The following is a 23,726-nucleotide window of genomic DNA, read 5'->3' as shown; positions in this document are numbered from 1 at the left end:
GAGTGCCGATCCTGGCAGAGGTGGTGCCCTCGGCCAAGTGATTCCGTTGTTTCCTTTTGATTACGCGACGGAATCGGTCGACCATGTGTCGAGGCGCGCCGGAAAACCCGTACGAAGTGTCAGTGGCGGGTGCCACACTCGCGTGCATGGAGATGATCGACGACCTGATCAAGCAGGTCAGCCGTGGTGAGCGACTGAAGTACCTGCCGTTCTGGGGGCACCGGCCGCGGCCCGACGGCAAGCTCGGTCCGAGCTGCCTGAGCCAGTGGTGGCCGTCCTCGTTCACCGTCGGTGACGTCCGCTATGCGACGGCCGAGCACTGGATGATGGCCGGCAAGGCCCGGCTGTTCGGGGACTCCGAGGCCGAGCGCGCCGCGGTTGCGGCGAGCAGCCCGGCCGAGGCGAAGAAGGTCGGACGGCTGGTGCGCGGCTTCGACAACGCGACGTGGGAGCGGGAGCGGTTCGCCCTCGTCGTGGAGGGCAGCGTGCACAAGTTCGGCTCCGACCCGGCGCTGCGCGCCTACCTGCTGGGCACCGGGGACCGGGTGCTGGTGGAGGCGAGCCCGATGGACCGGATCTGGGGCATCGGACTGGCCGCCGACGACGAGCGCGCCCTGGATCCGGCGCGCTGGCGCGGGCTGAACCTGCTGGGCTTCGCGCTGATGGAGGCCCGGACGCGGCTGCGCGAAGGCGCTGCGGACGGCTCGGGCGGCGGGGATCCGGGCGCGGCGTAATTGGCTGGCGGAGCCGGAAGGCCCCCGCCTAACGTGTTCCTCGTCCAGGTGCGAAGGCGAGACCTACTTCGACTCATAATCGGGCGGTCGCGGGTTCGAGTCCCGTCACCGGCTTCGGGCCGGTGTAGCTCAGTTGGCAGAGCACCATGTGGTTTCGCCGGCCTTGTTCTCTGGACACCTACGTCACGCACCTCCCGGTGCGCAGGCTGCGGCTCCTTCTTCCGTAAAGAAACCCAGGCCGCCGCCACCTTGATCTCGGGAGGCCGCGTGGGGGATGCCCGGTGCGCAGGTGGCGGTTACTTCTGTCCATCAGCAGGTCGCGGGTTCAAGTCCCGCCCGGCTCAGGCCGCTAGCTCAGAAGCTTAGAGCAGCTGATTCAAGTCCGCCGCCGACTTCCGATCTCGGGCATCCCCCGCGCAACGCCTCCCCCGCTTCCATCGAATTCGGGGGGATTCTCATGGCTCGGTTCAACCTGCGCGCGCTCAAGTCGGCGCCCGCCTCGCCCAGTTCGCCCGTCCGCTCCGCCGGGCGCGCCCGCACCGCCGAGGGCGGCCCCGGCCACCTGCGCGATCCGCGCTCCGAGCTCTTCCTGCTCGCCGTCGCCAACTTCGTCACCCAGCGCACCGCGTACGAGAGCGGCGAGGCGCGCGACGACCGGTTCGCCGCGCTCGTGGGCACCCTCGCCGTCGAGGATCCCGCCTGGACGGCGGGCCTGTTGGGCTGGCTGCGCGGTGACGCGAACATGCGCACCGCCTCTCTCGTCGGCGCCGCCGAGTACGTGAAGGCCAGGCTGGACGCGGGCGCCACCGACGGGCCGTCGAACCGCCGCGTCGTGGACTCCGTACTGCGGCGTGCGGACGAGCCCGGCGAGCTGCTGGCCTACTGGACGGCCACGTACGGGCGGAACGTGCCCAAGCCCGTCAAGCGCGGGATCGCCGACGCCGTGCGCCGGCTGTACTCCGGCACCTCGCTGCTCAAGTACGACACCGACTCCAAGGCCTACCGCTTCGGTGACGTCCTCAACCTCGTGCACGCCTCCCCCGACCCGGACAAGCCCTGGCAGGGCGAGCTGTTCCGCTACGCCCTGGACCGCCGGCACAACCCGCAGACCGCGCAGGTCCCGGCGGGCGCCCGCACCCTCGCCGCCCACCGGGCGCTGATGGAGCTGCCGGTCTCCGAGCGGCGCGGGGTGGTCCTCGCCGCCGACGGCGCCGAACGGCTGGCGGCGGCGGGCATGACGTGGGAAGCGCTGGCCGGCTGGCAGCAGGGGCCGCTGGACGCGGCCGCCTGGGAGGCGGTCATCCCGTCCATGGGGGCGATGGCGCTGCTGCGCAACCTGCGCAACTTCGACGAGGCCGGGGTATCGGACGCGGTGGCCGCGCAGGTCGCCGCGAAGATCTCCGACCCGGAGGCCGTGGCCCGGTCCCGGCAGTTCCCCTTCCGCTACCTGGCCGCCTACCAGCACGCGCCCTCGCTGCGCTGGGCGTACCCGCTGGAGCAGGCCCTGGGGCACTCGCTGGCCAACGTACCAGCGCTGCCCGGCCGCACGCTGGTCCTCGTCGACCGCTCGGGGTCGATGTGGTCCCCGCTGTCGGACCGCTCCCGGCTCAACCGGGCCGACGCCGCCGCCGTGTTCGGAGCGGCGGTGGCGCTGCGGGCCGAGCGCGCGGACCTCGTGCAGTTCGGCACGTCCAGCGCGGAAGTCCCCCACAAGCGGGGGGAGTCCGTGCTGAAGGTGCTCGAACGGTTCGGCGACCTCGGCGGCACCAACACGGCCGAGGCGGTCAAGAGGCACTACCGGAACCACGACCGGGTGCTGATCGTGACGGACGAGCAGGCGGCTTCCTACGGCTACGGCGGGGACCCGACGCAGCACGTGCCGTCCGAGGTGCCCGTCTACACCTGGAACCTGGCCGGCTACCGGGTGGGGCACGCGCCCTCGGGCAGCGGGAACCGGCACACCTTCGGCGGGCTCACCGACGCGGCCTTCCGGATGGTCTCGCTCATCGAGGGCGGCCGGAACGCCGACTGGCCGTGGCTTCAGACCCGTTCGTGAAGCCGTGAGTCCGAATACGGGCTCTCGTAGCGCGGGCCGTCGTCCCGGCCGCGGTCGAGGAACGGCGCGAAGATGGCGAGCAGCATCAGGAGGCCCAGCGCGATGCCGATCCCGCCCAGGATGATGCCCGCCAGGGCCACCCCGCCGTTGTCGGCCTCGCCGCGGTTGGCCTTGCCCTTGCCGAGGGCGCCGAAGACGACGGCCCCGATGCCGAGTGCCACGGCTATGAAGCTGGTGACGCAGCCCACGACCGCGAGGATGCCGAGGACGAGCGAGGTGATGCCGAAGCCGTTGCTGGGCCGGCGCCCGTACGGCGGGTACGCGCCGGGGAACGGGTACCCGGGCTGGGCGGGGTACCCGTGCTGCGCGGGATGGCCCGGGTACCCGGGATGGCCGGGGGCGGGGTAGCCGGCGTCGCCGGGGTAGCCGTAGCCGGGCTGGGCCGCCGGGTAGCCGTAGGCCGCCGTGCCGGGGCCGGGCACGGCGGGGGCCGTCCCGTCGACCGGTAGGCCGGCGAGCGTCGGCTGGTCGTGCACGGACGGCGGGCCCGACCCCGCCGGCGGGCCGTGCGCCGCATGCGTGCCCGGTGTCCCGTGCGCGCCCTGCGTCTTGCCCAGGTCCACCACGGGCCGCTCCGGCGGCGCCCACGGGTCCCGCGGCTCGGGACTGCTGTCGTTCATACGGAGCCCCCCTCTCTCGTACGGCCATGCTAAGCGCTGCCACCCACAGTCACGGCCGTGCCTACGATGAGGGCGACCTGCCCGCACCCCCGCCCATCCGGAGGCACCCCCCATGACCGACCTGCACCCCTTCATCGCGGGGCTGCCCAAGGCCGAGCTGCACGTCCACCACGTCGGCTCGGCCTCACCGCGCATCGTGGCCGAGCTCGCCGCCCGGCACCCGGACTCGAAGGTGCCCACCGACCCCGACGCCCTCGCCGACTACTTCACCTTCACGGACTTCGCCCACTTCATCGAGGTCTACCTGTCGGTCGTCGACCTCGTCCGCACCCCCGAGGACGTGCGGCTGCTGACCTTCGAGGTCGCCCGCGACATGGCCCGGCAGAACATCCGCTACGCCGAGCTGACCATCACCCCGTACTCCTCCACCCGCCGCGGCATCGAAGAGAAGGCCTTCATGGAGGCCATCGAGGACGCCCGCAAGGCCGCCGAGCAGGAGCTGGGCGTCATCCTGCGCTGGTGCTTCGACATCCCCGGCGAGGCCGGCCTCGAAGCCGCCGCCGAGACCGCGCGGCTCGCCGTCGACCTGCGCCCCGAGGGCCTGGTCTCCTTCGGCCTCGGCGGACCCGAGATCGGCGTCCCGCGCCCGCAGTTCAAGCCGTACTTCGACCAGGCCCGGGCCGCCGGCCTGCACAGCGTGCCGCACGCCGGCGAGACCACCGGCCCGGAGACCGTCTGGGACGCCATCCGCGACCTGGGCGCCGAACGCATCGGCCACGGCACCAGCTCCGTCCAGGACCCGGAGCTGCTCGCGTACCTGGCCGAGCACCGCATCGCGCTGGAGGTCTGCCCGACCTCGAACATCGCCACCCGCGCGGTGACCGACCTCGACCTGCACCCGGTCAGGGAGATGGTCGCGGCGGGCGTGCTCGTCACGATCAACAGCGACGACCCGCCGATGTTCGGCTCCGACCTCAACAACGAGTACGCGGTGGCCGCGCGCCTCCTCGACCTCGACGAGCGCGGGCTCGCGCAGCTCGCGAAGAACGCCGTCGAGGCCTCCTTCCTGGACCCGGCCGGCAAGGAGAAGCTCAACGCGGAGATCGACACGTACACGGAGCAATGGCTCGCGCGCTGACGTCCCCCCGAGAATGGGGCCATGCGCACCCTGACTGCGATCGGCCACCGCGGCGATCCCTACCGCGTCCGTGAGAACACCCTGCCCTCCATCCGCTCCGCCTTCGCCCGCGGGGCGGACGCGGTCGAGGTCGACGTACGGCTGACCCGTGACGGGGTGCCGGTCCTCCTCCACGACGAGTCGCTCCAGCGTCTGTGGAACCACGACGTGCGGCTCGACGAGATCTCGGCCGCCCAGCTCAAGGAGCTGACCGGGGACGACATCCCGACGCTGCGCGACGCGCTGACGGACGCCGGGGCGGGCCGGCTGATGCTCGACCTCCCGGGCGCCACGCCCGAGGCGGTGCGCAGCGTCGTGGACCTGGTCCGGGAGTGCGGTGCGCGCGAGCGTACGTTCTACTGCGCCGGACCGGGATCGATGCTGGCGCTCCGCGCGGCCGATCCCGGCGCGGAGATCGCGCTGACCTGGACCACGCTCTCGCCGCCCCGGCGGGTCCTGATCGACGCGGTGGCGCCGCGCTGGCTCAACTACCGCTTCGGGCTAGTGAGCCGGGAGCTGGCGGACGCCCTGCACCGGGACGGCCTGCTGGTGTCGGCCTGGACCGCCGACACCAGGCGGACGATGAAGGGGCTCATCGCGGCGGGCGTCGACGCGATCACCACGAACCGGGTGGACGTGCTGACGGCGGTGCGGGCCGAGTTCGGTCGGTGACGTCCGCGCCGCGCCGACACCGGCCCTCGGCATCGTCGTGGCGACCGCAGCACTGGACGAGTCATTCCGAGGTGCACGACAGCTGCTGAATCCCGCCCGGGGTTCAACTCAGCTGGTCGCGCACGAGATCAAGGAATGCCTGTCGACTCGGACGTATGTGCGCCCAGACCTTCTCGTCCTGTGGATCTTCCGGGTCTTCGGGGCCCTTTCTGATCACCTCCTGTACTGCCCAGGCGAGGCTGCGTGCCGCTTCGCCGACCTCGGGCGCGCACAGTATGTGGATCGTCTTCTGCGTCACCCACACCCTGTCAAGGACCTGCCGTGCCCGGGCCTGCCACTGCTCGTCAGCCAGGTTGTGGTGATGCCGATCCACCGCGACTCGTTCTGCTTCCTGCACCGCAGACAGAAATTCGACGAGGTGAGTGAGACGCTCGTTACGGCGCGCCTCGGCAAGTTCACGAGCACTGCGGCGCGCCTCGCCGCGTTCCAAGGCGTGTCCTGCCGAGCGCTGGGTCAGTATCGACATGAGCCCGCCGAGCAGGACGCCGATGAGCGGCGCAAGCGTTGTCCACACAACGTCAGACTATGACATCGATGGCATGGACATGAGGCCGGGGTTCGGGCGATTTCGGGCCGGACAGGGACACGCGGAGGGCAAGGTCGTCGCCGCCTTCGAACGCAAAGGCCGGCTCGGCCTGGGGCGCGGCGGCCGGACCTTCGAGGGTGTCGCTGTCCGCGTCGCCCCACGCGCCCTCGCGCCGGCCGCAGCGATCTGGCACAACCACAGGACCGGACAGCCGATCACACGGTCCCTGACCACCTACGACCACTGATCACTTCGGAACGACTCGCCTCTAGGGCCTGTATCGAGTTGCCCCGCGGACGCCGCGGGGCAACTCGATACAGACCCTAGCTAGGCGGCGGTCTCGGTCTCCAGGCGCTTGATCATGCGGCGCAGGATCAGCAGGGGGATCACTCCGAAGACGCCGAAGGCCATGTCGATGACGCTCCACCAGAAGGGGATGCCGCGGATCGGGCCGCAGATCAGGGCCAGCGGGATCACGCCGGCGCAGGCGATCATGCCGGCCTCGACGACCCAGATGTTTCGGACGGGGTCGCGGTACACGCCGTAGAAGAAGACGGCGATCACGAGGTGGGCGAAGGCGAGCCAGTCGGTTCCGTAGAGGAGGAAGGGGTATTCGGCGTCCGCCCGGTCCAGTCCGTCGCCCACCCGGCGCAGCCAGACGTTGTCGATCAGGGCGTTGGACCAGCGGAGCTCGCTGACCAGGGGGAAGGCCGTGATGCCGCTGAGCACCAGGCAGACGACGAAGACGATCAGCCAGACACGGATCCGCCGCTCAAGGGCGCTTCTCTCGATCATGGGGAAAGCCTACGCACATTTCTGAACACGTTCAGCCATTTGCTTGAACATGTTCAGTTCTGTTTCGAGACCGTGACCTGAGCCCGTCCGCCCCGTCCCGCGGGCCCGGCGGCGAACGCGAAAGGGGCGGGCGGTGGACATGTGTCCACCGCCCGCCCCTTCAGGGTCCTGCCGCGATCGGTACGGCCGGTCAGCCGTCGAGCGAGGTCATCACGTGCTTGATGCGTGTGTAGTCCTCGAAGCCGTAGGCGGAGAGGTCCTTGCCGTAGCCGGACTTCTTGAAGCCGCCGTGCGGCATCTCGGCGACGAGCGGGATGTGGGTGTTGATCCACACGCAGCCGAAGTCGAGGTTCTTGGACATGCGCATCGCGCGGCCGTGGTCCTTGGTCCACACGGAGGAGGCGAGGGCGAACTCGACGCCGTTCGCGTACTCCAGGGCCTGGGACTCGTCCGTGAAGGACTGGACGGTGATGACGGGGCCGAAGACCTCGTTCTGGATGATCTCGTCGTCCTGCTTGAGGCCGGAGACCACGGTCGGGGCGTAGAAGTAGCCCTTCTCGCCGACCTGGTGGCCGCCCGCCTCGACCTTGGCGTGGGCGGGGAGCCGCTCGATGAAGCCCGCCACCTGCTTGAGCTGGTTCGGGTTGTTCAGCGGGCCGTACAGCACGTCCTCGTCGTCCGGCGCGCCGGTCCTGGTGTCCGCGGCGGCCTTGGCCAGCGCGGCGACGAACTCGTCGTGGATCGACTCGTGCACGAGCACGCGGGTGGCGGCGGTGCAGTCCTGGCCGGCGTTGAAGTAGCCGGCGACCGCGATGTCCTCGACGGCCTTGGGGATGTCGGCGTCCTCGAAGACGACGACCGGGGCCTTGCCGCCGAGCTCCAGGTGGACGCGCTTGACGTCCTTGGAGGCGCTTTCGGCGACCTGCATGCCCGCACGCACCGAGCCGGTGATCGAGGCCATGGCCGGGGTCGAGTGCTCGACCATCGCCCGGCCGGTCTCGCGGTCACCGCAGATGACGTTGAAGACGCCCTTGGGCAGGACCGAGTCGATGATCTCCGCCATCAGCACGGTGGAGGCCGGGGTGGTGTCGGAGGGCTTGAGCACGACCGTGTTGCCCGCCGCGATGGCCGGGGCGAACTTCCAGACGGCCATCATCATCGGGTAGTTCCACGGCGCGACCTGGGCGCACACGCCGACCGGCTCGCGGCGGATGATCGAGGTCATCCCGTCCATGTACTCGCCGGCCGAGCGGCCCTCCAGCAGGCGGGCGGCGCCCGCGAAGAAGCGGATCTGGTCCACCATCGGCGGCAGCTCCTCGCTGGCCGTGAGGCCCAGCGGCTTGCCGGTGTTCTCCGACTCCGCGGCGACGAGCTCGTCCGCGCGCGCCTCGAAGGCGTCGGCGATCTTCAGCAGCGCCTTCTGGCGCTCGGCGGGGGTGGTGTCGCGCCAGCCCGGGAACGCGGCCGCGGCGGCGGCCATGGCGGCGTCGACGTCGGCCTGGCCCGAGAGCGGCGCGGTCGCGTACACCTCTCCGGTGGCCGGGTTGACCACCTCGGTGGTGCGCCCGTCGGCGGCGTCCTTGAACTCCCCGCCGATGTAGTTGCGCAGACGACGCAGTTCGGTGGTCACTACAGCCACACTCCTGATCACATGTCCAACGATTGAGACGAATACCAAGCCTAGCCCCTGGGCGGAGGCTTTCGACAGACCCGAAGGCCACCACCTACGAAATCGGTGAGATCAGAGTCGCCAAACAACGGATTTCATCGATTCCGTCTTGCGGAACAGACGACTCCTCGTGCACAGTGGGCTCGTGGCCAGTCGAAGCGCAGATTCCAGGAACAGACAACCGTCCCCTTCGGTCGATGCTGTGTCCCTGGCGATCATCGAGCAACTGCAGGAGGACGGCCGCCGTCCTTACGCCTCGATCGGCAAGGCCGTCGGCCTGTCGGAGGCGGCTGTGCGCCAGCGCGTGCAGAAGCTGCTCGACCAGGGCGTCATGCAGATCGTCGCCGTCACCGACCCGCTCACCGTGGGCCTGCGGCGTCAGGCCATGGTCGGCATCAACGTCGAGGGCGACCTCGACCCGGTGGCCGACGCGCTGACCGCCATGGCCGAGTGCGAGTACGTGGTGATGACCGCCGGCTCGTTCGACCTGATGGTGGAGATCGTCTGCGAGGACGACGACCACCTGCTGGAAACGATCAACAAGAGGATCCGCACGCTCCCCGGCGTGCGATCTACCGAAAGCTTCGTTTACCTGAAGCTGAAGAAGCAGACCTACATGTGGGGAACCCGATAACCGTGACCCAGGACCTCTCCAAGACCGCGTACGACCACCTGTGGATGCACTTCACCCGCATGTCGTCCTACGAGAACTCCCCCGTCCCCACCATCGTCCGCGGTGAGGGCACGTACATCTTCGACGACAAGGGCAAGCGCTACCTCGACGGTCTCGCCGGCCTGTTCGTGGTCAACGCCGGTCACGGCCGCAAGGAGCTGGCCGAGGTCGCCTACAAGCAGGCGCAGGAACTGGCCTTCTTCCCCGTGTGGTCCTACGCCCACCCCAAGGCCGTCGAGCTCGCCGAGCGCCTGGCGCACTACGCCCCGGGCGACCTGAACAAGGTCTTCTTCACCACCGGCGGCGGCGAGGCCGTCGAGACCGCCTGGAAGCTGGCCAAGCAGTTCTTCAAGCTGCAGGGCAAGCCCACCAAGTACAAGGTCATCTCGCGTGCGGTCGCCTACCACGGCACCCCGCAGGGCGCCCTGTCGATCACGGGTCTGCCGGCCCTCAAGGCTCCCTTCGAGCCGCTGGTGCCGGGTGCGCACAAGGTCCCGAACACCAACATCTACCGCGCCCCGATCTACGGCGACGACCCCGAGGCCTTCGGCCGCTGGTGCGCCGACCAGATCGAGCAGCAGATCCTCTTCGAGGGCGCCGACACCGTCGCCGCCGTCTTCCTGGAGCCGGTGCAGAACGCCGGCGGCTGCTTCCCGCCGCCGCCCGGCTACTTCCAGCGGGTCCGCGAGATCTGCGACGCGTACGACGTGCTCCTCGTCTCCGACGAGACGATCTGCGCCTTCGGCCGCCTCGGCACGATGTTCGCCTGTGACAAGTTCGACTACGTACCGGACATGATCACCTGCGCCAAGGGCATGACCTCGGGCTACTCCCCGATCGGCGCCTGCATCGTCTCGGACCGCATCGCGGAGCCGTTCTACAAGGGCGACAACACCTTCCTGCACGGCTACACCTTCGGCGGACACCCGGTGTCCTCCGCCGTGGCCCTCGCCAACCTCGACATCTTCGACAAGGAAGGCCTCAACCAGCACGTGCTGGACAACGAGGGCGCCTTCCTCAAGACGCTGCAGAAGCTGCACGACCTGCCGATCGTCGGCGACGTCCGCGGCAACGGCTACTTCTACGGCATCGAGCTCGTCAAGGACAAGGTCACCAAGGAGTCCTTCACGGACGAGGAGACCGAGCGCGTGCTCTACGGCTTCCTGTCCAAGGCGCTCTTCGAGAACGGCCTGTACTGCCGGGCCGACGACCGCGGCGACCCGGTCATCCAGCTGGCGCCGCCGCTGACCGCGGACCAGGGGACCTTCGACGAGATCGAAGGCATCCTGCGCACGGTGCTCACCGAGGCGTGGACGAAGCTCTGACCAGGCCTCGGACGGTCTGACAGACCGACGGTGCGATGGTCCGATCACACGGCCCGGATCCCTCGTTCGAGTGAGAACGCGGGGGTCCGGGCCGTGTGCTGTCAGCATCCAAGCGGTTCATCTCCTTACATCTGACTACGGCGCCAGTGACCGGAAGGGCTCCGTTTCGTTCCCTCGGACGGAGGTGTACGCCATGGTGGCCCCACCGGACAATGCCCCGCCGGACAACGACGTGCTGTGGGCGCGGTCCCTGCACTACGCGCACGACGGTGCCCCCGCCCTCGTCGATGTCTCGCTCGGAGTCCGCGAGGGCGAGATCGTGGCCCTGACGGGAGCCCGGGGCAGCGGCAAGACGACCCTGCTGCGGTGCCTGTCCGGGCAGCTGCTCCCCTCCGAGGGCGAGGTCTGGTTCAACAGCGTCCCCGTGCACACCATGGGAGACCTGTCCCGCGAACGGCTGCGCCGCGACCGCTTCGGCTGGCTCGGCCCCGAGCCCCAGCTGCTGCCCGAACTGAAGGTCTGGGAGAACGCCGCGCTGCCGCTGCTGCTCACCGGGGCCTCCCACCGCGTCGCCAAGCACGCCGCCTGCGAATGGCTCGACCGCCTCGACATCGGCGCCTTCGCCCGCAAGCGGCCCGCCGCGCTCAGCCGCGCGGAGTGCCAGCGCGTCGCCCTGGCCCGGTCCCTGGTCACCGTGCCGTCCGTGCTCTACGCCGACGAGCCCACGGCCCCGCTGCACCGGGCCGACCGGGCCCTGCTGCTGCGGACCCTGACCACCGCGGCCCGCTCCCACGGCATCACCGTGCTGCTGGCCACCGACGACGAGGCCACCGCCGCCGCCGCGGACCGCCGCCTGCCCCTGGTCGACGGCCGCCTCTCGGTGACCGCCGGCACCTCCCCTCTCCCCGACACCCCGGAGGGCCAGGCCGCGTGCTCGCTCTCCGCCTAGCCCGCGGCGCCCGGCCCGCCGTGCAGCTGCGCAGGCTGCTCGTCGCCGCCGCCTCCGCCGGGACCGGCTTCCTGCTGCTGTACGTACTCGCCGCCGCCGTGGACCGGCCTGCCGGATCGTTCCCTCGCCTGCTGTGGGCGCTGGTCCCGCTGGCCGCGACGGTCCACTTCGCCGTCGCCGTGGCCCGCGCCGACCCCGCGCCCCGGCCCCGCGAGGGGCTGGACGCCGCCGGGCTGGGGCCCGTACGGCTGTCCCTGGCCGCCGCGATCTCCACGGCCGTCGCCTGCACCCTGGGCAGCGCCCTCGCCCTGGCCGTCTTCCTCCACCTGCGCGGGGACCTCGCCGGGCTGCCGTTCGACGGCACCGGTGCCCGGCTGCTCCACGCCGAGCAGCCGCTGCCCCTGGCGGCCGCCCTGACCCTGCTGGGCCTCGTACCGGTGACCGCGTCGGCCGCCACCGTGCTCGCGCTGCGTCCGCGCCGGCCGCTGGCTCCGCAGACCGCCCTGCCCTGGGGCATCGCGCTGACCGCCTGCGGGCTCGCCGTCGAGGCCTACGCCGGCCGGGACGGCGGCGGGGTCCTCGCGGGCTGGGTACTGACCGCCGTCGGACTCGCCCTGGCCGGACCGGGTCTGGCCTACGCCTGCGGCAGCCTGGTCCAGGCCGTGCGCCCGGGCGCGCTCCGGCTGCTGGCCGGGCGGTACCTGCAGGAGCAGGCCCCCCGGATCGGGCCGCCGCTGGGCGTGCTGTGCTCAGTGGCCGCCGGAGCCCTGACCGCCCTCGCCCTGCGGGACCGGGGCGGGCTGCACGTTCCGCTGGGGCCGCTGGCCTGGCCGGCCGCCGCGCTGGTCGCGCTGTGCGCCACCGCGACCCTTCTCACATCCGCGGCGGAGGGCCGCCGTACGGGGGCCGCCGGACGCGAGGCCATGCTCGATCTCGCAGCCCCCGCACGGGTCCTGCGCACGGCGGCGGGTCTGCGGGCCACCGCGCTCGTGGCCGTGTGCGTACCCCTCAGCTGGGGTGTGGCACAGCTGACGTCGCTGGCGCTGACCCGCTGAGGCAGACAGCCCTTAGGGTGGGCCGAATGGTCAACGCAGACATCGAGATCGAGACGCTCGCCGAATTCGACCAGGTCGTGGCACGCGGCTCGCTCAGCGGCTACCGCATCCAGTCGGTCAACCTGCTGGAGCGGACCTTCGCGCTGCTGGCCGCCGACACCTCGGCGGCCGTCTTCCTGGGCTGCGCGATGGAGCCCGATGCCTCGGCGAAGGTCCGCGCGGACGGCGCGCTGGTCTTCCCGCCCGTTCCGGACCTGCCCTTCAACCCGTACCGGGGCCTGCTCTACACCCCGGAGGAGCTGTTCGCCGGTCTGCCCGACGGCTACGAAGCCACCCCGGACGCCGGGGCGTACGCCTGGTTCCAGGAGACCGCGGGCGACGGCGACGTCTTCTCCTCGATGCTGCGCTCGGTGCACGACGACGCCATCTCCGACGCCCTCGACGAACACCTCGCCGCGGCCCGCGTGGTGGGCGTGATGGGCGGCCACGCCATGGCCCGCGACAGTGCCGGCTACCGCGGTGCGGTGGAGCTCGGGCGGGCGCTGACCCGGTCCGGGCTGACCGTGGCCACGGGCGGCGGCCCCGGTGCGATGGAGGCCGCCAACCTCGGCGCCTACCTGGCGCCGGCCCCGGACGAGGCCCTGGAGGAGGCCCTGGAGCTGCTGGCCAAGGCCCCCTCCTTCGAGCCGTCCGTGTCCGACTGGGCGCACGCGGCCTTCGCCGTACGGGAGCGCTGGCCCGGCGGCGGCGACTCGGTGGGCATCCCCACCTGGTTCTACGGCCACGAGCCGCCGAACGCCTTCGCCGCGCACATCGCGAAGTACTTCGCGAACGCCACCCGCGAGGACGGTCTCCTGGCCCGGTCCACCGCGGGCGTGGTCTTCCTGCCCGGGGCGGCAGGCACCGTGCAGGAGGTGTTCGACGCCGCGACCCCCAACTACTACGGCTCCCGGGGCGAGCCGGCACCGATGGTCCTGGTCGACCGCGCCCACTGGACCGAGCACCTCCCGGTCTGGCCGCTGCTGCGGGCGCTGGCCCGGGGCCGGGCGATGGAGTCGCGGATCGCGCTCGTCGACTCGGTGGACGAGGTCCCCGGCGTGCTCGCGTCGATGCGCTGAGCCGGGCTTCCTCGACAAGTCGGGCTCCACAGGCAACTTCCGGGCCGATTCCGGCGTCTGGCAGAGGTACCGCAATACCTGCCAGACGTGAACGGAGCCATCGGTGCTCATAGGCCTGCTGACCGCTGTCGCGGCATCCATCTGCTACGGCACGGGATCCGTGCTGCAAGCCGTCGGATCGCGCCGCGCCGCCCGGATGTCCCCGACGGCGGCCGGGGTGACCGCCCACGGCGGCCCCAACCTCTCGTCCACCGCGAAGGCGGCGATGACGTGGGAGTTCATCGTCGGCACGATCCTGGACTTCGTCGGCTTCGGCCTCGGCGCCCTGGCCGCCCGCCTCCTCCCGCTCTTCCTGTCCCAGACGGTGATCAGCGCCAACCTGGTGATCACGGCCGTGCTGAGCGTGAAGATGCTGGGCATCAGGCTGAGCCGCAAGGAGTGGGCGTCGATCGGGGTCGTCTGCACCGCCCTGGTGCTGCTGGCGACGGCGGCGGGCCACGAGGGCGGCCATCACGCGCCGATGTCCACGCACTGGTGGCTGCTGGGGATCACCACGCTGCTGATGGTCGGCGGCACGGTGGCCGTCCGCCTCCTCGGCGGCGGCGCCGCGATCCTGGCGGGCCTGCTGTCGGGCCTGGGCTTCGGCGCGCTCGGCGTCGGCGTGCGGATCCTGGACGGCGTCGACCCGTTGGACCTGGGCACCCTGCTCACCGACCCGGCCCTCTACGCCATCCTGCTGGCCGGCATCGGCGGCATGTACCTGCACACCGTCGCCCTGCAGATCGGCTCGGTCAACGGAGCCACCGCGGCCCTCGTCGTCGGCGAGACGGTGCTGCCCGGCGCGATCGGGGTGCTCTGGCTCGGAGACGCGTCCCGCCCCGGCCTCGCCTGGCTGGCGGTCACCGGCTTCGTCATGGCGGTGGCCGGCGCGGTGGCGGTCGCCTGGTACGGCAAGCACGAGGGAGCCGAGGAGGAGACGGCGGCCCCGGTGCCGCAGCCGGTCGGCTGACCCCGGCCGTGCGGGCGGCGACCGGCACCGGTACCAGTACCGCGGCCGGCGCCGCCCCCGCTCCCTCACCCGGTCGGCCGCCCCCGGTGGTGGCGCGGCGGCGGCTGTCGCTTGCTGGACCGGGGGAGAGAGCGAGGGGTCCATGGAGCCCACGACCGACCGGCTGAAGACGCCGCGCGCGGCCGGCCTGGCCGGTGTCGCCTTCGCCCTGCTGCTCGGTGCGGCGATCGTCCTGATGCGGATCTCCGTTCCGGCCGGCGACGCCGCCGACGCGGCCATCGACCCTGACCGCCGCTGGGCGGTCCAGACGGCGCTGCAGATCGTGCCGTTCGCCGGCATCTTCTTCCTCTGGTTCATGGGGGCCCTGCGCGCTCACACCGGCGCGGCCGAGGACCGGTTCATCGCGACCGTGTTCCTCGGCAGCGGCTTCGTGTTCGTGGCGGCCCTCTTCGCGGCCGCCGCGGCGGCCGGCACCGTACTGGACGAGCAGACGCCCTCCGACTTCGGGCGCCACTACGCCTACACCCTGCTCGCGACGTACGCGATGCGCATGGCCGCCGTGTTCGTGCTGGCGACCTCGATGATCGGGCGGAAGCTCGGCGTCTTCCCCCGGCCCCTGGCCCTGCTGGGCACCCTCGTCGGCCTGGTGCTGATCGTGGTGGGAGCCGGCGTGCCCTGGTCGGAGCTGCTGTTCCCGGCCTGGGCGCTGGTCCTCAGCGTCCACATCCTGCGCGTCCGGCGCCAAGCAGCGCCCACGGACCGCTCCGGGCCAGCCGTGAACCCGTCCTGACCAGGTGGTCCGTGCTCCGGCAGGCGGCGTACGGGCGCCGCATGCATGCTGGTGGACAGAGGGAGGGACCGGGGGTAGCCGGGGGGCGACGGGGATCAACAGCCGAGGGAAGGGCCGATCCGTCATGAGGCTTGTCGTCGACCTCAACCGCTGCCAGGGATACGCCCAGTGCGCCTTCCTCGCTCCCGACGTCTTCGCCATGCACGGCGACGAGTCGCTCCTCTACAACCCCGAGGCGGCCGCCGAGCAGCGTGAGAACGTCGCCCGCGCCGTGGCCGCCTGCCCCGTCGGCGCGATCCTCCTCGAACTCACCGACGAGGACATGGCGGGCGTGGTGCCCCAGGAGGCCGGGGCGGGCGCCGGTTCCGGAGGTTCACGGTGAGCGGTGGAGGCACACGCGACGGATCCCTGGAGCAGCTCAAGCGCGAGGGCCGAATCGTCGTCGTCGGCGCTTCGCTCGCGGGTCTGCGGGCCGCCGAGACCATGCGCGACAAGGGGTTCACCGGGTCGCTCACGATGATCGGCGACGAGCCCCACGAGCCGTACGACCGGCCGCCGCTGTCCAAGCAGGTCCTGCTGGGCAACGCGGCGGCGGACCACACCGCACTCCCCCGCCGCCGGGCGATCGACGCCGACTGGCGCCTCGGAGTGCCCGCGACGGGCCTGGACATGGCCGCCCGCCGGGTCCGGCTCGGCAACGGCGACGAGGTCGAGTACGACCGGCTGCTGATCGCCACCGGCGTCCGGGCCCGGCCCTGGCCCAACCCGGAGGAGGGCGAACTCGCAGGGGTCTTCGTCCTGCGCACCCGCGACGACGGCGAAGGACTGCAACGGGCCCTCGCCGCCCGTCCCCGCCGGGTCCTCGTCATCGGAGCCGGGTTCACCGGGTCGGAGATCGCCTCCGCCTGCCGGGAACGCGGCCTGAAGGTGACCGTCGCCGAACGCGGCTCGGCCCCGCTGGTCGGCGCGCTCGGCGCGGTGATCGGTGAAGTCGCGGCCGAGATGCACCGGGAGCACGAGGTCGACCTGCGCACCGGCGTCATGGTCACCGCGCTGGAGGGCGATCCCGCCGGCCGGGTCCGCGCCGCCCACCTCTCCGACGGCTCCACCGTGGAGGCGGACGTGGTGGTCGTCTCCCTCGGCGCGCAGCGCAACACCGAGTGGCTGGCGGGGTCGGGCCTGGGCGCCGGGCCCCGGGGCATCGCCTGCGACGCGGGCTGCCGGGCCTTCGACGTCCGGGGCATCGTCACCGACGACATCTACGTCGCGGGTGACGTGGCGCGTTCGCCGCACGCCCTGTTCGGCTACCAGTTCCTGTCCCTGGAGCACTGGGGCAACGCCGTCGCGCAGGCCGAGACCGCCGCGCACAACATGCTCAGCGAGAGCACGGACCGCCGCCCGCACCTGTGGGTGCCGGCCTTCTGGTCCTCGCAGTTCGGTGTGAACATCAAGTCGGTCGGGGTGCCGCCGATGGGGACCGAGATCATCGTCACCCAGGGCTCGCTGGCCGAGCGCCGGTTCGCGGCCGTCTACGGCTACCAGGGGCGGGTGATCGCCGCCGTGACCTTCGACAACTGCCGCTGGCTGCCGTTCTACGAGCAGCAGATCGAGGGCACGGCGCCGTTCCCGCCGCCGTTCACCACGGTGGACCGCAGGCCGGAGGGGAACAAGCCGGTGCCGGCCGACTTCCCGGACCCCTCGGTACCCACCCACGGCCCGACCATCACCCTCAGCGGCTACTCGCCGGCCGACCGGAAGATGACCTTCACCCCCGGGCACTGACCCCGCCGCGCCCGCCCCCGAGGACCACGAGGACCCGCCATGACACAAGCCCTCCTGCGGGAGATCATCGACTACGCGAACCGGGCCAATCCGTACCCGCTGTACGAGGAGCTGCGCCGGACGCCGGTGTCCCACGAGGGGAACGGCCCGTACGTGGTCAGCACGTACCACGAGATCCAGAGCCTGCTGCACGACCCGCGGATCAGCTCCGACTCGCGCAACCTGAAGGCGACCGGCGACGATCCGCTGGGGCAGTCCGCCGACGACGAGGGGACGGCCCTGCCGCCCTCCTTCCTCAAGCTCGATCCGCCGGACCACGACCGCCTGCGGCGCATGACGAACCGGCCGTTCGGGCCGCCGCACTCCCCGCGCCGGGTGCACGACATGCGCGGCGAGCTGCACGGCCTCGTCGACGGGCTCATCGACGGCATCGCCACCTCCGGCGACCTGGACCGGGTCGACCTGGTCGACCAGTTCGCCTACCCCTTCCCGGTCACGGTGATCTGCCGGCTGCTCGGGGTCCCCCACGAGGACGAACCGCGCTTCCACGTGTGGGCGGAGACCCTGGCCGCCAGCCTGGACCCCGACCCGGACGCGGACCCCGCCCAGCGGGGCAAGGGCACCATGGACGCCCGGATGGAGCTGGGCATGTACCTGGCCGGGCTGATCGAGGAGCGGCGCAAGAACCCCGGCGACGACATGCTGTCGCAGCTGGCGACCGCGGACGGCCCGGACGGTGCGATGACCACCATGGAGGCGCTCAGCACCTCCGCGCTGCTGCTCATCGCGGGCCACGAGACGACGGTCAACCTGATCACCAACGGCATGCTGACGCTGCTGCGCCACCCCGACGTGCTCAAGCGGCTGCGCGAGGACCCGGGCCTGGCGATCCCGATCGTGGAGGAGCTGCTGCGGTACGAGCCGCCGGTGCAGCTGCTGCCGCAGCGCACCACGCTGTGCGACATCGAGGTCGCGGGGGTCGCCATCCCCAAGGGGGCGTCCCTGTGGCTGATGCTGGCGTCCGGCAACCGCGACCCCAAGCGGTTCGAGAACCCGGACCGCTTCGACCCGGACCGCAAGGACATCCAGCACCTGGGGCTCGGCAGCGGCATCCACAGCTGCTTCGGAGCGCCGCTGGCCCGGCAGGAGGCGCAGCTGGCGCTGAGCGAGCTGGCCCGCCGGCTGGTGAACCCGCGGCTGCTCCAGGACCCGCCGCAGTACCGACAGAACGCGGTGCTGCGTGGGCCCCGGCACCTGCCGATCGCCTGCGACGGCGTCCTGCCGAAGGCCGGATGACGTCCGGCTGACGTCAGGCCCGGGCCGTACGTCAGGGGAGGACGACGACCTCGGCGGGGCTGAACGCCGCGGCGACCCGGTCGCCGACGGCCGGGGCCCCCGCCAGGCCGCACTCGGCCTCCAGCAGCGGGCCGCCCTCCGGCCGCAGCAGCAGGGCGACGTGGGTACCGCGGAAGGTCCGCGACACCACCTCGCACCGCAGGCCCTCGTCGCGGAGCAGCACCCCCGCCGGGCGGACCAGGAGGCGCTGCTTCCCCTGGGGGGAGCCGGCCGGGACCGGGACGCTGCCCCAGGCGGTCGCCGCGACCGCTCCCGTCACCGTCGCCGGGACGACGTTCTCGAAGCCGAGGAAGCGCGCCACGAACTCCGACGCGGGCCGCTGCCACACCTCCAGCGGGGTCCCGGCCTGCGCGATCCGGCCGTCCCGCATCACCACGACCCGGTCGGCGAGGGCGAAGGCCTCCCCCTGGTCGTGCGTGACGGCCAGGACCGTCGTCCCCAGCCGCGAGAACAGCTCCCGCAGCTCGACCACGAGCCGTTCCCGCAGCCCCCGGTCCAGCTGGCCGAGCGGTTCGTCGAGCATCAGCAGCCGCGGTGACGGCGCCAGCGCCCGGGCCAGCGCCACCCGCTGCTGCTCGCCGCCGGACAGGGAGGCCACCGCCCGGCCCTGGGCCCCGGGGAGCCCGACCAGCTCCAGCAGCTCCGCGACCGGGGCGGCGTACGAGGCGCGGCCGCGGCCGCGCATCCGCAGGCCGAAGGAGACGTTCGCGCCGACGTCGCGGTGCGGGAAGAGCTGGTGGTCCTGGAACATCAGGCCCACACCCCGCCGGTGCACGGGGACACCGGCCTGGTCGGCGCCGCCCAGCAGCACGCGCCCTGCGGACACCTGCTGGAGGCCGGCGACGACCCGCAGCAGCGTGGACTTCCCGCTGCCGCTCGGGCCCAGGACGCACACGATCTCGTGCTCGGCGACCTCCAGGTCCACGGAGTCGACGACCGCGCGCTCACCGAAGCGGACCGACACCCCTTCCAGCTGAAGCAGTGTCATCAGAACTCTCCGGAGGTCTTGTCGGGTCGCAGTCGCTCCAGCACCAGCAGGGACACCGCGCACACCAGCATCAGGATCGTGCTCAGGGCCATCGCCTGCCCGTAGTTCAGCTCACCGGCCCGCCCCAGCAGCCGCGCCACGGCCACCGGCAGCGTCGGCCGGTCCGCCCGGGCGATGAAGACGGTCGCGCCGAACTCCCCCAGCGACACGGCGAAGGCGAACCCGGCCGCGATCAGCAGCGCCCTGCGCACCAGCGGCAGGTCCACCTCCCGCCAGGCGCGCAGCGGTGACGCGCCGAGCACCGCTGCGGCCTCCCGGAGCCGCCCGTCGACGGCGCGCAGGACGGGCAGCATGGTCCGTACGACGAACGGCACGCCCACCAGCGCCTGAGCCAGCGGCACCAGGATCCACGAGGTCCGCAGGTCCAGCGGCGGCTCGTCCAGGGTGATCAGGAAGCCGAAGCCGACGGTGACGGCGGACACCCCGAGCGGGAGCATCAGCATCGCGTCGAAGCCCCGTACGAAGCGGCCCCCGCGCCGGGTCAGGGCGGCGGCCGCGAGACCGCCGACGAGCAGGGCGATCGCGGTGGCGGCGAGCGCGTACCGCAGGGAGTTCCCGACCGCTTCCAGCGGCGGCACCAGGAAGGTGCCGCCACCGGCGCCGGTGTCCTGCAGGGCCCGGTAGAAGCCGAGGCCGTAGCCGCCGGGGGTGTCGAAGGAGCGCTCGACGAGCACGGCCAGCGGCGCCACGATCAGCAGCCCGACGGTCAGCAGGACCCCGCCCAGCAGGGTGCGCTGGGCCCAGCCGCGCGGTCGGTGCGCGGTGCGGCCCGGGTCGACCAGGCGCAGCGCGGTCTCGCGCCGGCGCACGGTCCAGGCGTGCAGGGCGAGGATCGCGCCGATCGCGGCGAACTGCACCATCGTCAGCACGGCGGCCGTCGACAGGTCCAGGAGCTGCGCGGTCTGCCGGTAGACCTCCACCTCCAGGGTGGAGTAGGCGGGTCCGCCCAGGATCAGGACGACGCCGAAGGAGCTGAAGGTGAAGAGGAACACCATCAGGGAGGCCGCCGCCACGGCCGGGGCCAGCGCGGGCAGGATCACCCTGCGCCAGGCGGCGAACCGGCCGGCGCCCAGCACCCGCGCGGCCTCCTCCTGGCGTGGGTCGAGCTGGGACCACAGCCCGCCGACCGTGCGGACGACGACGGCGTAGTTGAAGAAGACGTGCGCGAGGAGGATCGCCCAGACGGTGGTGTCGAGGCGGACGCCGGCCAGTTCGTCCAGCAGTCCGCCGCGTCCGAGCAGCGCCAGGAAGGCGGTGCCGACGACCACGGTCGGCAGCACGAAGGGAACGGTCACCACGGCCCGCAGCAGCTGCTTTCCGGGGAACTCCAGGCGCGCGAAGACGTAGGCGCCGGGGAGGGCGATCAGCAGGGTGAGCGCGGTGGAGGCGAGCGCCTGCCAGGTGGTGAACCACAGCACGTCGGCGATGTCGGGCCGCGCGAGCACCTCGCCGAGGCGGCCGAACTGCCAGCCGGTGTCGGTCTTGAGGCCGCGGCCGACGATCGCGGCGACGGGGTAGGCGAAGAACAGCCCGAAGAAGGCGAGGGGGACGGCCATCAGGGCGAGGCGGACGGCGGTGGCCCGCCCGCTCTCGCTCTCGCCCTGCCCGCGCCCCCGCCCCGGTCCGTGAACCGGGGCGGGCGGGCCGGGGACCGGGGCGGGGGCCTGGGCGCGGCCGGCCGGCGCCGCGCCCGGCTCCTTCGTACCGCCTACTTCACGACGAGCGCGGTCCATGCCTTGACCCACTGCTCACGGTTCTTGGCGATGGTCTCCGGAGTGACGTTCTCCGGCTTCTCGACCACCACACCGTGCTTGGTGAACAGCTCCGGCAGCGCGGCGTCCTTGGTGACGGGGTTGACGAACATCTGGAGCGGCATGTCCTCCTGGAACTTCTTGCTGATCAGGAAGTCCACCAGGGCCTTGCCGCCCTCCTCGTTCTTCGCGCCCTTGAGCAGGCCCGCGAACTCGATCTGACGGAAGCAGGTGCCGGTGGCGACGCCCGTCGGGGCCTCGGCCGGCTGCGGCTCGCCGTACAGCACCTCGACCGGCGGGCTGGAGGCGTAGGAGACGACGAGCGGGCGGTCGCCCTTGGCCTTCTTGCCGCCCGCCGAGGCCGAGAAGCGCTCGTTGTAGGCCTGCTCCCAGCCGTCGACGACCTCGACGCCGTTGGCCTTCAGCTTGCTCCAGTAGTCCTTCCAGCCCTCCTCGCCGTACTTGCCGACGGTGGCGAGCATGAAGCCGAGGCCGGGAGAGGAGGTCGCGGCGTTCTCGACCACCAGCAGGTCCTTGTACTCCGGCTTGACCAGGTCGTCCAGGGTCTGCGGCGGGGCGATCTTCCTGTCCGCGAAGTACGCCTTGTCATAGTTGACGCAGATGTCGCCGGAGTCGACCGGGGTGACCCGGTGCTCCTTGTCGAGCACGTACTCGGGCTTCACCTCGCCCAGGCCCTTGGCCTCGTAGGGGGTGAAGATGCCGTTGTCGAGGGCGCGCGAGAGCAGCGTGTTGTCCACGCCGAAGAAGACGTCGCCGCGCGGGGTGCCCTTGGTGAGGATCTCCTGGTTGAGGGCGGCGCCCGCGTCCCCGGACTTCAGGACCTTGACGGTGTAGCCGCTCTGCTGCTCGAACTCCTTCAGGACCGAATCGGTCACGTTGAAGGAGTCGTGGGAGACCAGCGTGACGGTCCTGGACTTCGGGACGTCGCCCCCGCCGGCGGGCTTGTCCTCGGCGTCGCCGCCGCAGGCGCTGAGCGTGGTGACGCCCAGCGCGGCCGCGAGCGCGGCGCCCGCGATCTTCCTGGTGGTGCTCATCGGTGAATTCCTCCTGGGATGTCCAGGAGAAGACGCGGCCCCGCCCGGCGCTCTGTCGGAGCGGACGCCGGGCAGGGCGCAACAGCAAGAGTGGTGACCGAACTTCCTACCCCGAATGACCGGGGCGAGGTTCAGAGGGTCTGCGGATGACGGATACCGCACTCTCAGCGCTGTGGCGCTCCCCTGTCGGAATATGCAATTGGTTCGGCCACAGGGTACCCCGTGGCCGAATGGGGCCGGCCGGAAGTGGAGGTCAGCGCTCCGAGGCGGCCAGCTGGCCGCACGCGCCGTCGATCTCCTGGCCGCGGGTGTCACGCACGGTCACCGGCACACCGTGGCGCGCGATGGCCTCGACGAAGGCCTTCTCGTCCTCGGGCCGCGAGGCGGTCCACTTCGAGCCGGGCGTCGGGTTCAGCGGGATCAGGTTGACGTGTACCCGCTTGCCCTTGAGCAGTCGGCCCAGGAGGTCGCCGCGCCAGGCCTGGTCGTTGATGTCGCGGATCAGGGCGTACTCGATCGAGATCCGGCGGCCGGACTTCTCGGCGTACTCCCACGCGGCGTCCAGGACCTCGCGGACCTTCCAGCGGGTGTTCACCGGCACCAGGGTGTCGCGCAGCTCGTCGTCCGGGGCGTGCAGCGAGACGGCCAGACGGCACTTGAAGCCCTCGTCGGCGAACCGCAGCATGGCCGGGACCAGGCCGACGGTGGAGACGGTGATGCCGCGCTGGGACAGGCCCAGGCCGTCTGGCTCGGGGTCGGTGAGCCGGCGGATGGCGCCGACGACGCGGTTGTAGTTGGCCAGCGGCTCGCCCATGCCCATGAAGACGATGTTCGACAGCCGGGCGGGGCCGCCGGGGACCTCCCCGTCGCGCAGCGCGCGCATGCCGTCGACGATCTGGTGCACGATCTCGGCGGTGGAGAGGTTGCGGTCCAGACCCGCCTGGCCGGTGGCGCAGAACGGGCAGTTCATGCCGCAGCCCGCCTGCGAGGAGATGCACATGGTCACCCGGTCGGGGTAACGCATCAGCACGGACTCCACGAGCGTGCCGTCGTGCAGCTTCCACAGCGTCTTGCGGGTGGTGTCGTTGTCGCAGCTGATGTGCCGGACGACGTTCATCAGGTCCGGCAGGAGCTCCTGCTGGAGCTTCTCGCGGGAGCCGGCGGGGATGTCCGTCCACTCCGCCGGGTCGTGCGCGTAGCGGGCGAAGTAGTGCTGGGAGAGCTGCTTGGCCCGGAAGGGCTTCTCACCGATCGCGGCGACCGCCTCGCGGCGCTCGGCCGGAGTCATGTCGGCGAGGTGCCGGGGCGGCTTCTTGGCCCCGCGGGGAGCGACGAAGGTGAGCTCACCCGGAGCGGGACGGGGGGCCATGCGGTACTCCTCAGTACGACGAGGTGGGGTCACCCCGCGCGTGCAGGGCCGGGTCCGCGGCTCGGCCGCTGGACGGA

General features: G+C 71.8%; 22 protein-coding genes, 1 pseudogene and 1 riboswitch. Of the genes and pseudogenes, 15 read left to right on the top strand and 8 right to left on the bottom strand.

Annotated features, from left to right (window positions below):
• The first annotated feature begins 146 nt into the window (after positions 1–146).
• Together BSL84_RS24280 and BSL84_RS24275 are read left to right on the top strand one after the other, a co-directional pair.
• Complete coding sequence (locus BSL84_RS24280) at positions 147–734, top strand: NADAR family protein (protein ID WP_030030811.1); 588 nt, start codon at positions 147–149, stop codon at positions 732–734.
• A gap of 457 nt (positions 735–1,191) precedes the next feature.
• Complete coding sequence (locus tag BSL84_RS24275) at positions 1,192–2,790, top strand: TROVE domain-containing protein (RefSeq protein WP_075971106.1); 1,599 nt, start codon at positions 1,192–1,194, stop codon at positions 2,788–2,790.
• Here BSL84_RS24275 and BSL84_RS35635 read toward each other — a convergent pair.
• Positions 2,775–3,470, bottom strand: a complete 696-nt coding sequence (locus BSL84_RS35635; RefSeq protein WP_075971105.1) for a hypothetical protein — start codon at positions 3,468–3,470, stop codon at positions 2,775–2,777. The two genes, BSL84_RS24275 and BSL84_RS35635, sit on opposite strands and share 16 nt — an antisense overlap.
• Before the next feature lie 112 nt (positions 3,471–3,582).
• Here BSL84_RS35635 and BSL84_RS24265 point away from each other — a divergent pair, with 112 nt between their 5' ends.
• Both BSL84_RS24265 and BSL84_RS24260 read left to right on the top strand, forming a co-directional pair.
• Entirely contained in the window at positions 3,583–4,608 is a 1,026-nt protein-coding gene (locus BSL84_RS24265; protein WP_030037252.1) for an adenosine deaminase, read from the top strand.
• 21 nt (positions 4,609–4,629) lie between these two features.
• Positions 4,630–5,319: a glycerophosphodiester phosphodiesterase gene (locus BSL84_RS24260; RefSeq protein ID WP_075971104.1), complete on the top strand. Its 690-nt coding sequence runs from the start codon at positions 4,630–4,632 to the stop codon at positions 5,317–5,319.
• Positions 5,320–5,422: 103 nt separating this feature from the next.
• On the opposite strand, the gene BSL84_RS36210 is transcribed toward BSL84_RS24260, so the two are convergent.
• Complete coding sequence (locus BSL84_RS36210; RefSeq protein ID WP_159393551.1) at positions 5,423–5,893, bottom strand: hypothetical protein; 471 nt, start codon at positions 5,891–5,893, stop codon at positions 5,423–5,425.
• Positions 5,894–5,999: 106 nt separating this feature from the next.
• Between BSL84_RS36210 and BSL84_RS24250 the strand changes: the two are divergent.
• A pseudogene (locus BSL84_RS24250) lies at positions 6,000–6,152 on the top strand (IS982 family transposase); the annotation flags it as partial.
• An 80-nt stretch (positions 6,153–6,232) separates the two neighbouring features.
• On the opposite strand, the gene BSL84_RS24245 reads toward BSL84_RS24250, so the two are convergent.
• Together BSL84_RS24245 and BSL84_RS24240 are read right to left on the bottom strand one after the other, a co-directional pair.
• Positions 6,233–6,700 carry a hypothetical protein gene (locus BSL84_RS24245; protein WP_045321702.1) on the bottom strand — a complete coding sequence of 156 codons (468 nt, stop codon included), beginning with the start codon at positions 6,698–6,700 and terminating at the stop codon, positions 6,233–6,235.
• 190 nt (positions 6,701–6,890) lie between these two features.
• Positions 6,891–8,330 carry a gamma-aminobutyraldehyde dehydrogenase gene (locus BSL84_RS24240; protein ID WP_030037256.1) on the bottom strand — a complete coding sequence of 480 codons (1,440 nt, stop codon included), beginning with the start codon at positions 8,328–8,330 and terminating at the stop codon, positions 6,891–6,893.
• Positions 8,331–8,499: 169 nt separating this feature from the next.
• On the opposite strand from BSL84_RS24240, the gene BSL84_RS24235 reads away from it, so the two are divergent.
• The 10 genes from BSL84_RS24235 (at position 8,500) to BSL84_RS24190 (ending at position 18,366) form a co-directional block, all read left to right on the top strand.
• Positions 8,500–9,003, top strand: coding sequence for an Lrp/AsnC family transcriptional regulator (locus tag BSL84_RS24235; RefSeq protein ID WP_030037257.1), 504 nt, complete (start codon positions 8,500–8,502; stop codon positions 9,001–9,003).
• A complete protein-coding gene (locus BSL84_RS24230) occupies positions 8,988–10,367 on the top strand; it encodes an aspartate aminotransferase family protein (RefSeq protein WP_030037258.1) in 1,380 nt (459 codons plus the stop codon). Before BSL84_RS24235 ends, BSL84_RS24230 begins: the two co-directional genes overlap by 16 nt.
• Positions 10,368–10,560: 193 nt before the next feature.
• Complete coding sequence (locus BSL84_RS24225) at positions 10,561–11,316, top strand: ABC transporter ATP-binding protein (protein WP_030037259.1); 756 nt, start codon at positions 10,561–10,563, stop codon at positions 11,314–11,316.
• On the top strand, positions 11,298–12,371 hold the full coding sequence (locus tag BSL84_RS24220) for a hypothetical protein (RefSeq protein ID WP_075971101.1): 1,074 nt from the start codon (positions 11,298–11,300) through the stop codon (positions 12,369–12,371). Before BSL84_RS24225 ends, BSL84_RS24220 begins: the two co-directional genes overlap by 19 nt.
• A 26-nt stretch (positions 12,372–12,397) precedes the next feature.
• The gene (locus BSL84_RS24215) at positions 12,398–13,489 is read left to right on the top strand and encodes an LOG family protein (RefSeq protein ID WP_107069581.1); all 1,092 of its coding nucleotides are present in this window, start codon (positions 12,398–12,400) and stop codon (positions 13,487–13,489) included.
• A gap of 103 nt (positions 13,490–13,592) precedes the next feature.
• Positions 13,593–14,498, top strand: coding sequence for a hypothetical protein (locus BSL84_RS24210; RefSeq protein WP_075971100.1), 906 nt, complete (start codon positions 13,593–13,595; stop codon positions 14,496–14,498).
• Positions 14,499–14,640: 142 nt separating this feature from the next.
• On the top strand, positions 14,641–15,288 hold the full coding sequence (locus tag BSL84_RS24205) for a hypothetical protein (RefSeq protein ID WP_075971099.1): 648 nt from the start codon (positions 14,641–14,643) through the stop codon (positions 15,286–15,288).
• Between the two features lie 124 nt (positions 15,289–15,412).
• Entirely contained in the window at positions 15,413–15,670 is a 258-nt protein-coding gene (locus tag BSL84_RS24200; RefSeq protein ID WP_030029209.1) for a ferredoxin, read from the top strand.
• Entirely contained in the window at positions 15,667–17,070 is a 1,404-nt protein-coding gene (locus tag BSL84_RS24195) for an NAD(P)/FAD-dependent oxidoreductase (protein ID WP_045321705.1), read from the top strand. The genes BSL84_RS24200 and BSL84_RS24195 overlap by 4 nt, the downstream gene beginning before the upstream one ends.
• A 39-nt stretch (positions 17,071–17,109) precedes the next feature.
• On the top strand, positions 17,110–18,366 hold the full coding sequence (locus tag BSL84_RS24190; protein ID WP_045321706.1) for a cytochrome P450: 1,257 nt from the start codon (positions 17,110–17,112) through the stop codon (positions 18,364–18,366).
• Positions 18,367–18,397: 31 nt separating this feature from the next.
• On the opposite strand, the gene BSL84_RS24185 is transcribed toward BSL84_RS24190, so the two are convergent.
• From BSL84_RS24185 to rlmN, 4 genes are all read right to left on the bottom strand, one after another.
• Complete coding sequence (locus BSL84_RS24185) at positions 18,398–19,414, bottom strand: ABC transporter ATP-binding protein (RefSeq protein ID WP_030029204.1); 1,017 nt, start codon at positions 19,412–19,414, stop codon at positions 18,398–18,400.
• A complete protein-coding gene (locus BSL84_RS24180) occupies positions 19,414–21,030 on the bottom strand; it encodes an ABC transporter permease (protein ID WP_075971098.1) in 1,617 nt (538 codons plus the stop codon). The genes BSL84_RS24185 and BSL84_RS24180 overlap by 1 nt, the downstream gene beginning before the upstream one ends.
• Positions 21,031–21,182: 152 nt before the next feature.
• Positions 21,183–22,280 carry a thiamine ABC transporter substrate-binding protein gene (locus BSL84_RS24175; RefSeq protein WP_030028667.1) on the bottom strand — a complete coding sequence of 366 codons (1,098 nt, stop codon included), beginning with the start codon at positions 22,278–22,280 and terminating at the stop codon, positions 21,183–21,185.
• Positions 22,281–22,365: 85 nt separating this feature from the next.
• Positions 22,366–22,475, bottom strand: a riboswitch (TPP riboswitch).
• A gap of 58 nt (positions 22,476–22,533) precedes the next feature.
• A complete protein-coding gene (gene rlmN, locus BSL84_RS24170; protein ID WP_045321709.1) occupies positions 22,534–23,649 on the bottom strand; it encodes a 23S rRNA (adenine(2503)-C(2))-methyltransferase RlmN in 1,116 nt (371 codons plus the stop codon).
• Between the last annotated feature and the right edge of the window lie 77 nt (positions 23,650–23,726).

Origin of the sequence: Streptomyces sp. TN58 (assembly GCF_001941845.1) — a bacterium.
Lineage (GTDB): Bacteria > Actinomycetota > Actinomycetes > Streptomycetales > Streptomycetaceae > Streptomyces.
Note: the sequence above shows the minus strand (reverse complement) of the source record. Positions and strands in the feature narration are given on the sequence as shown.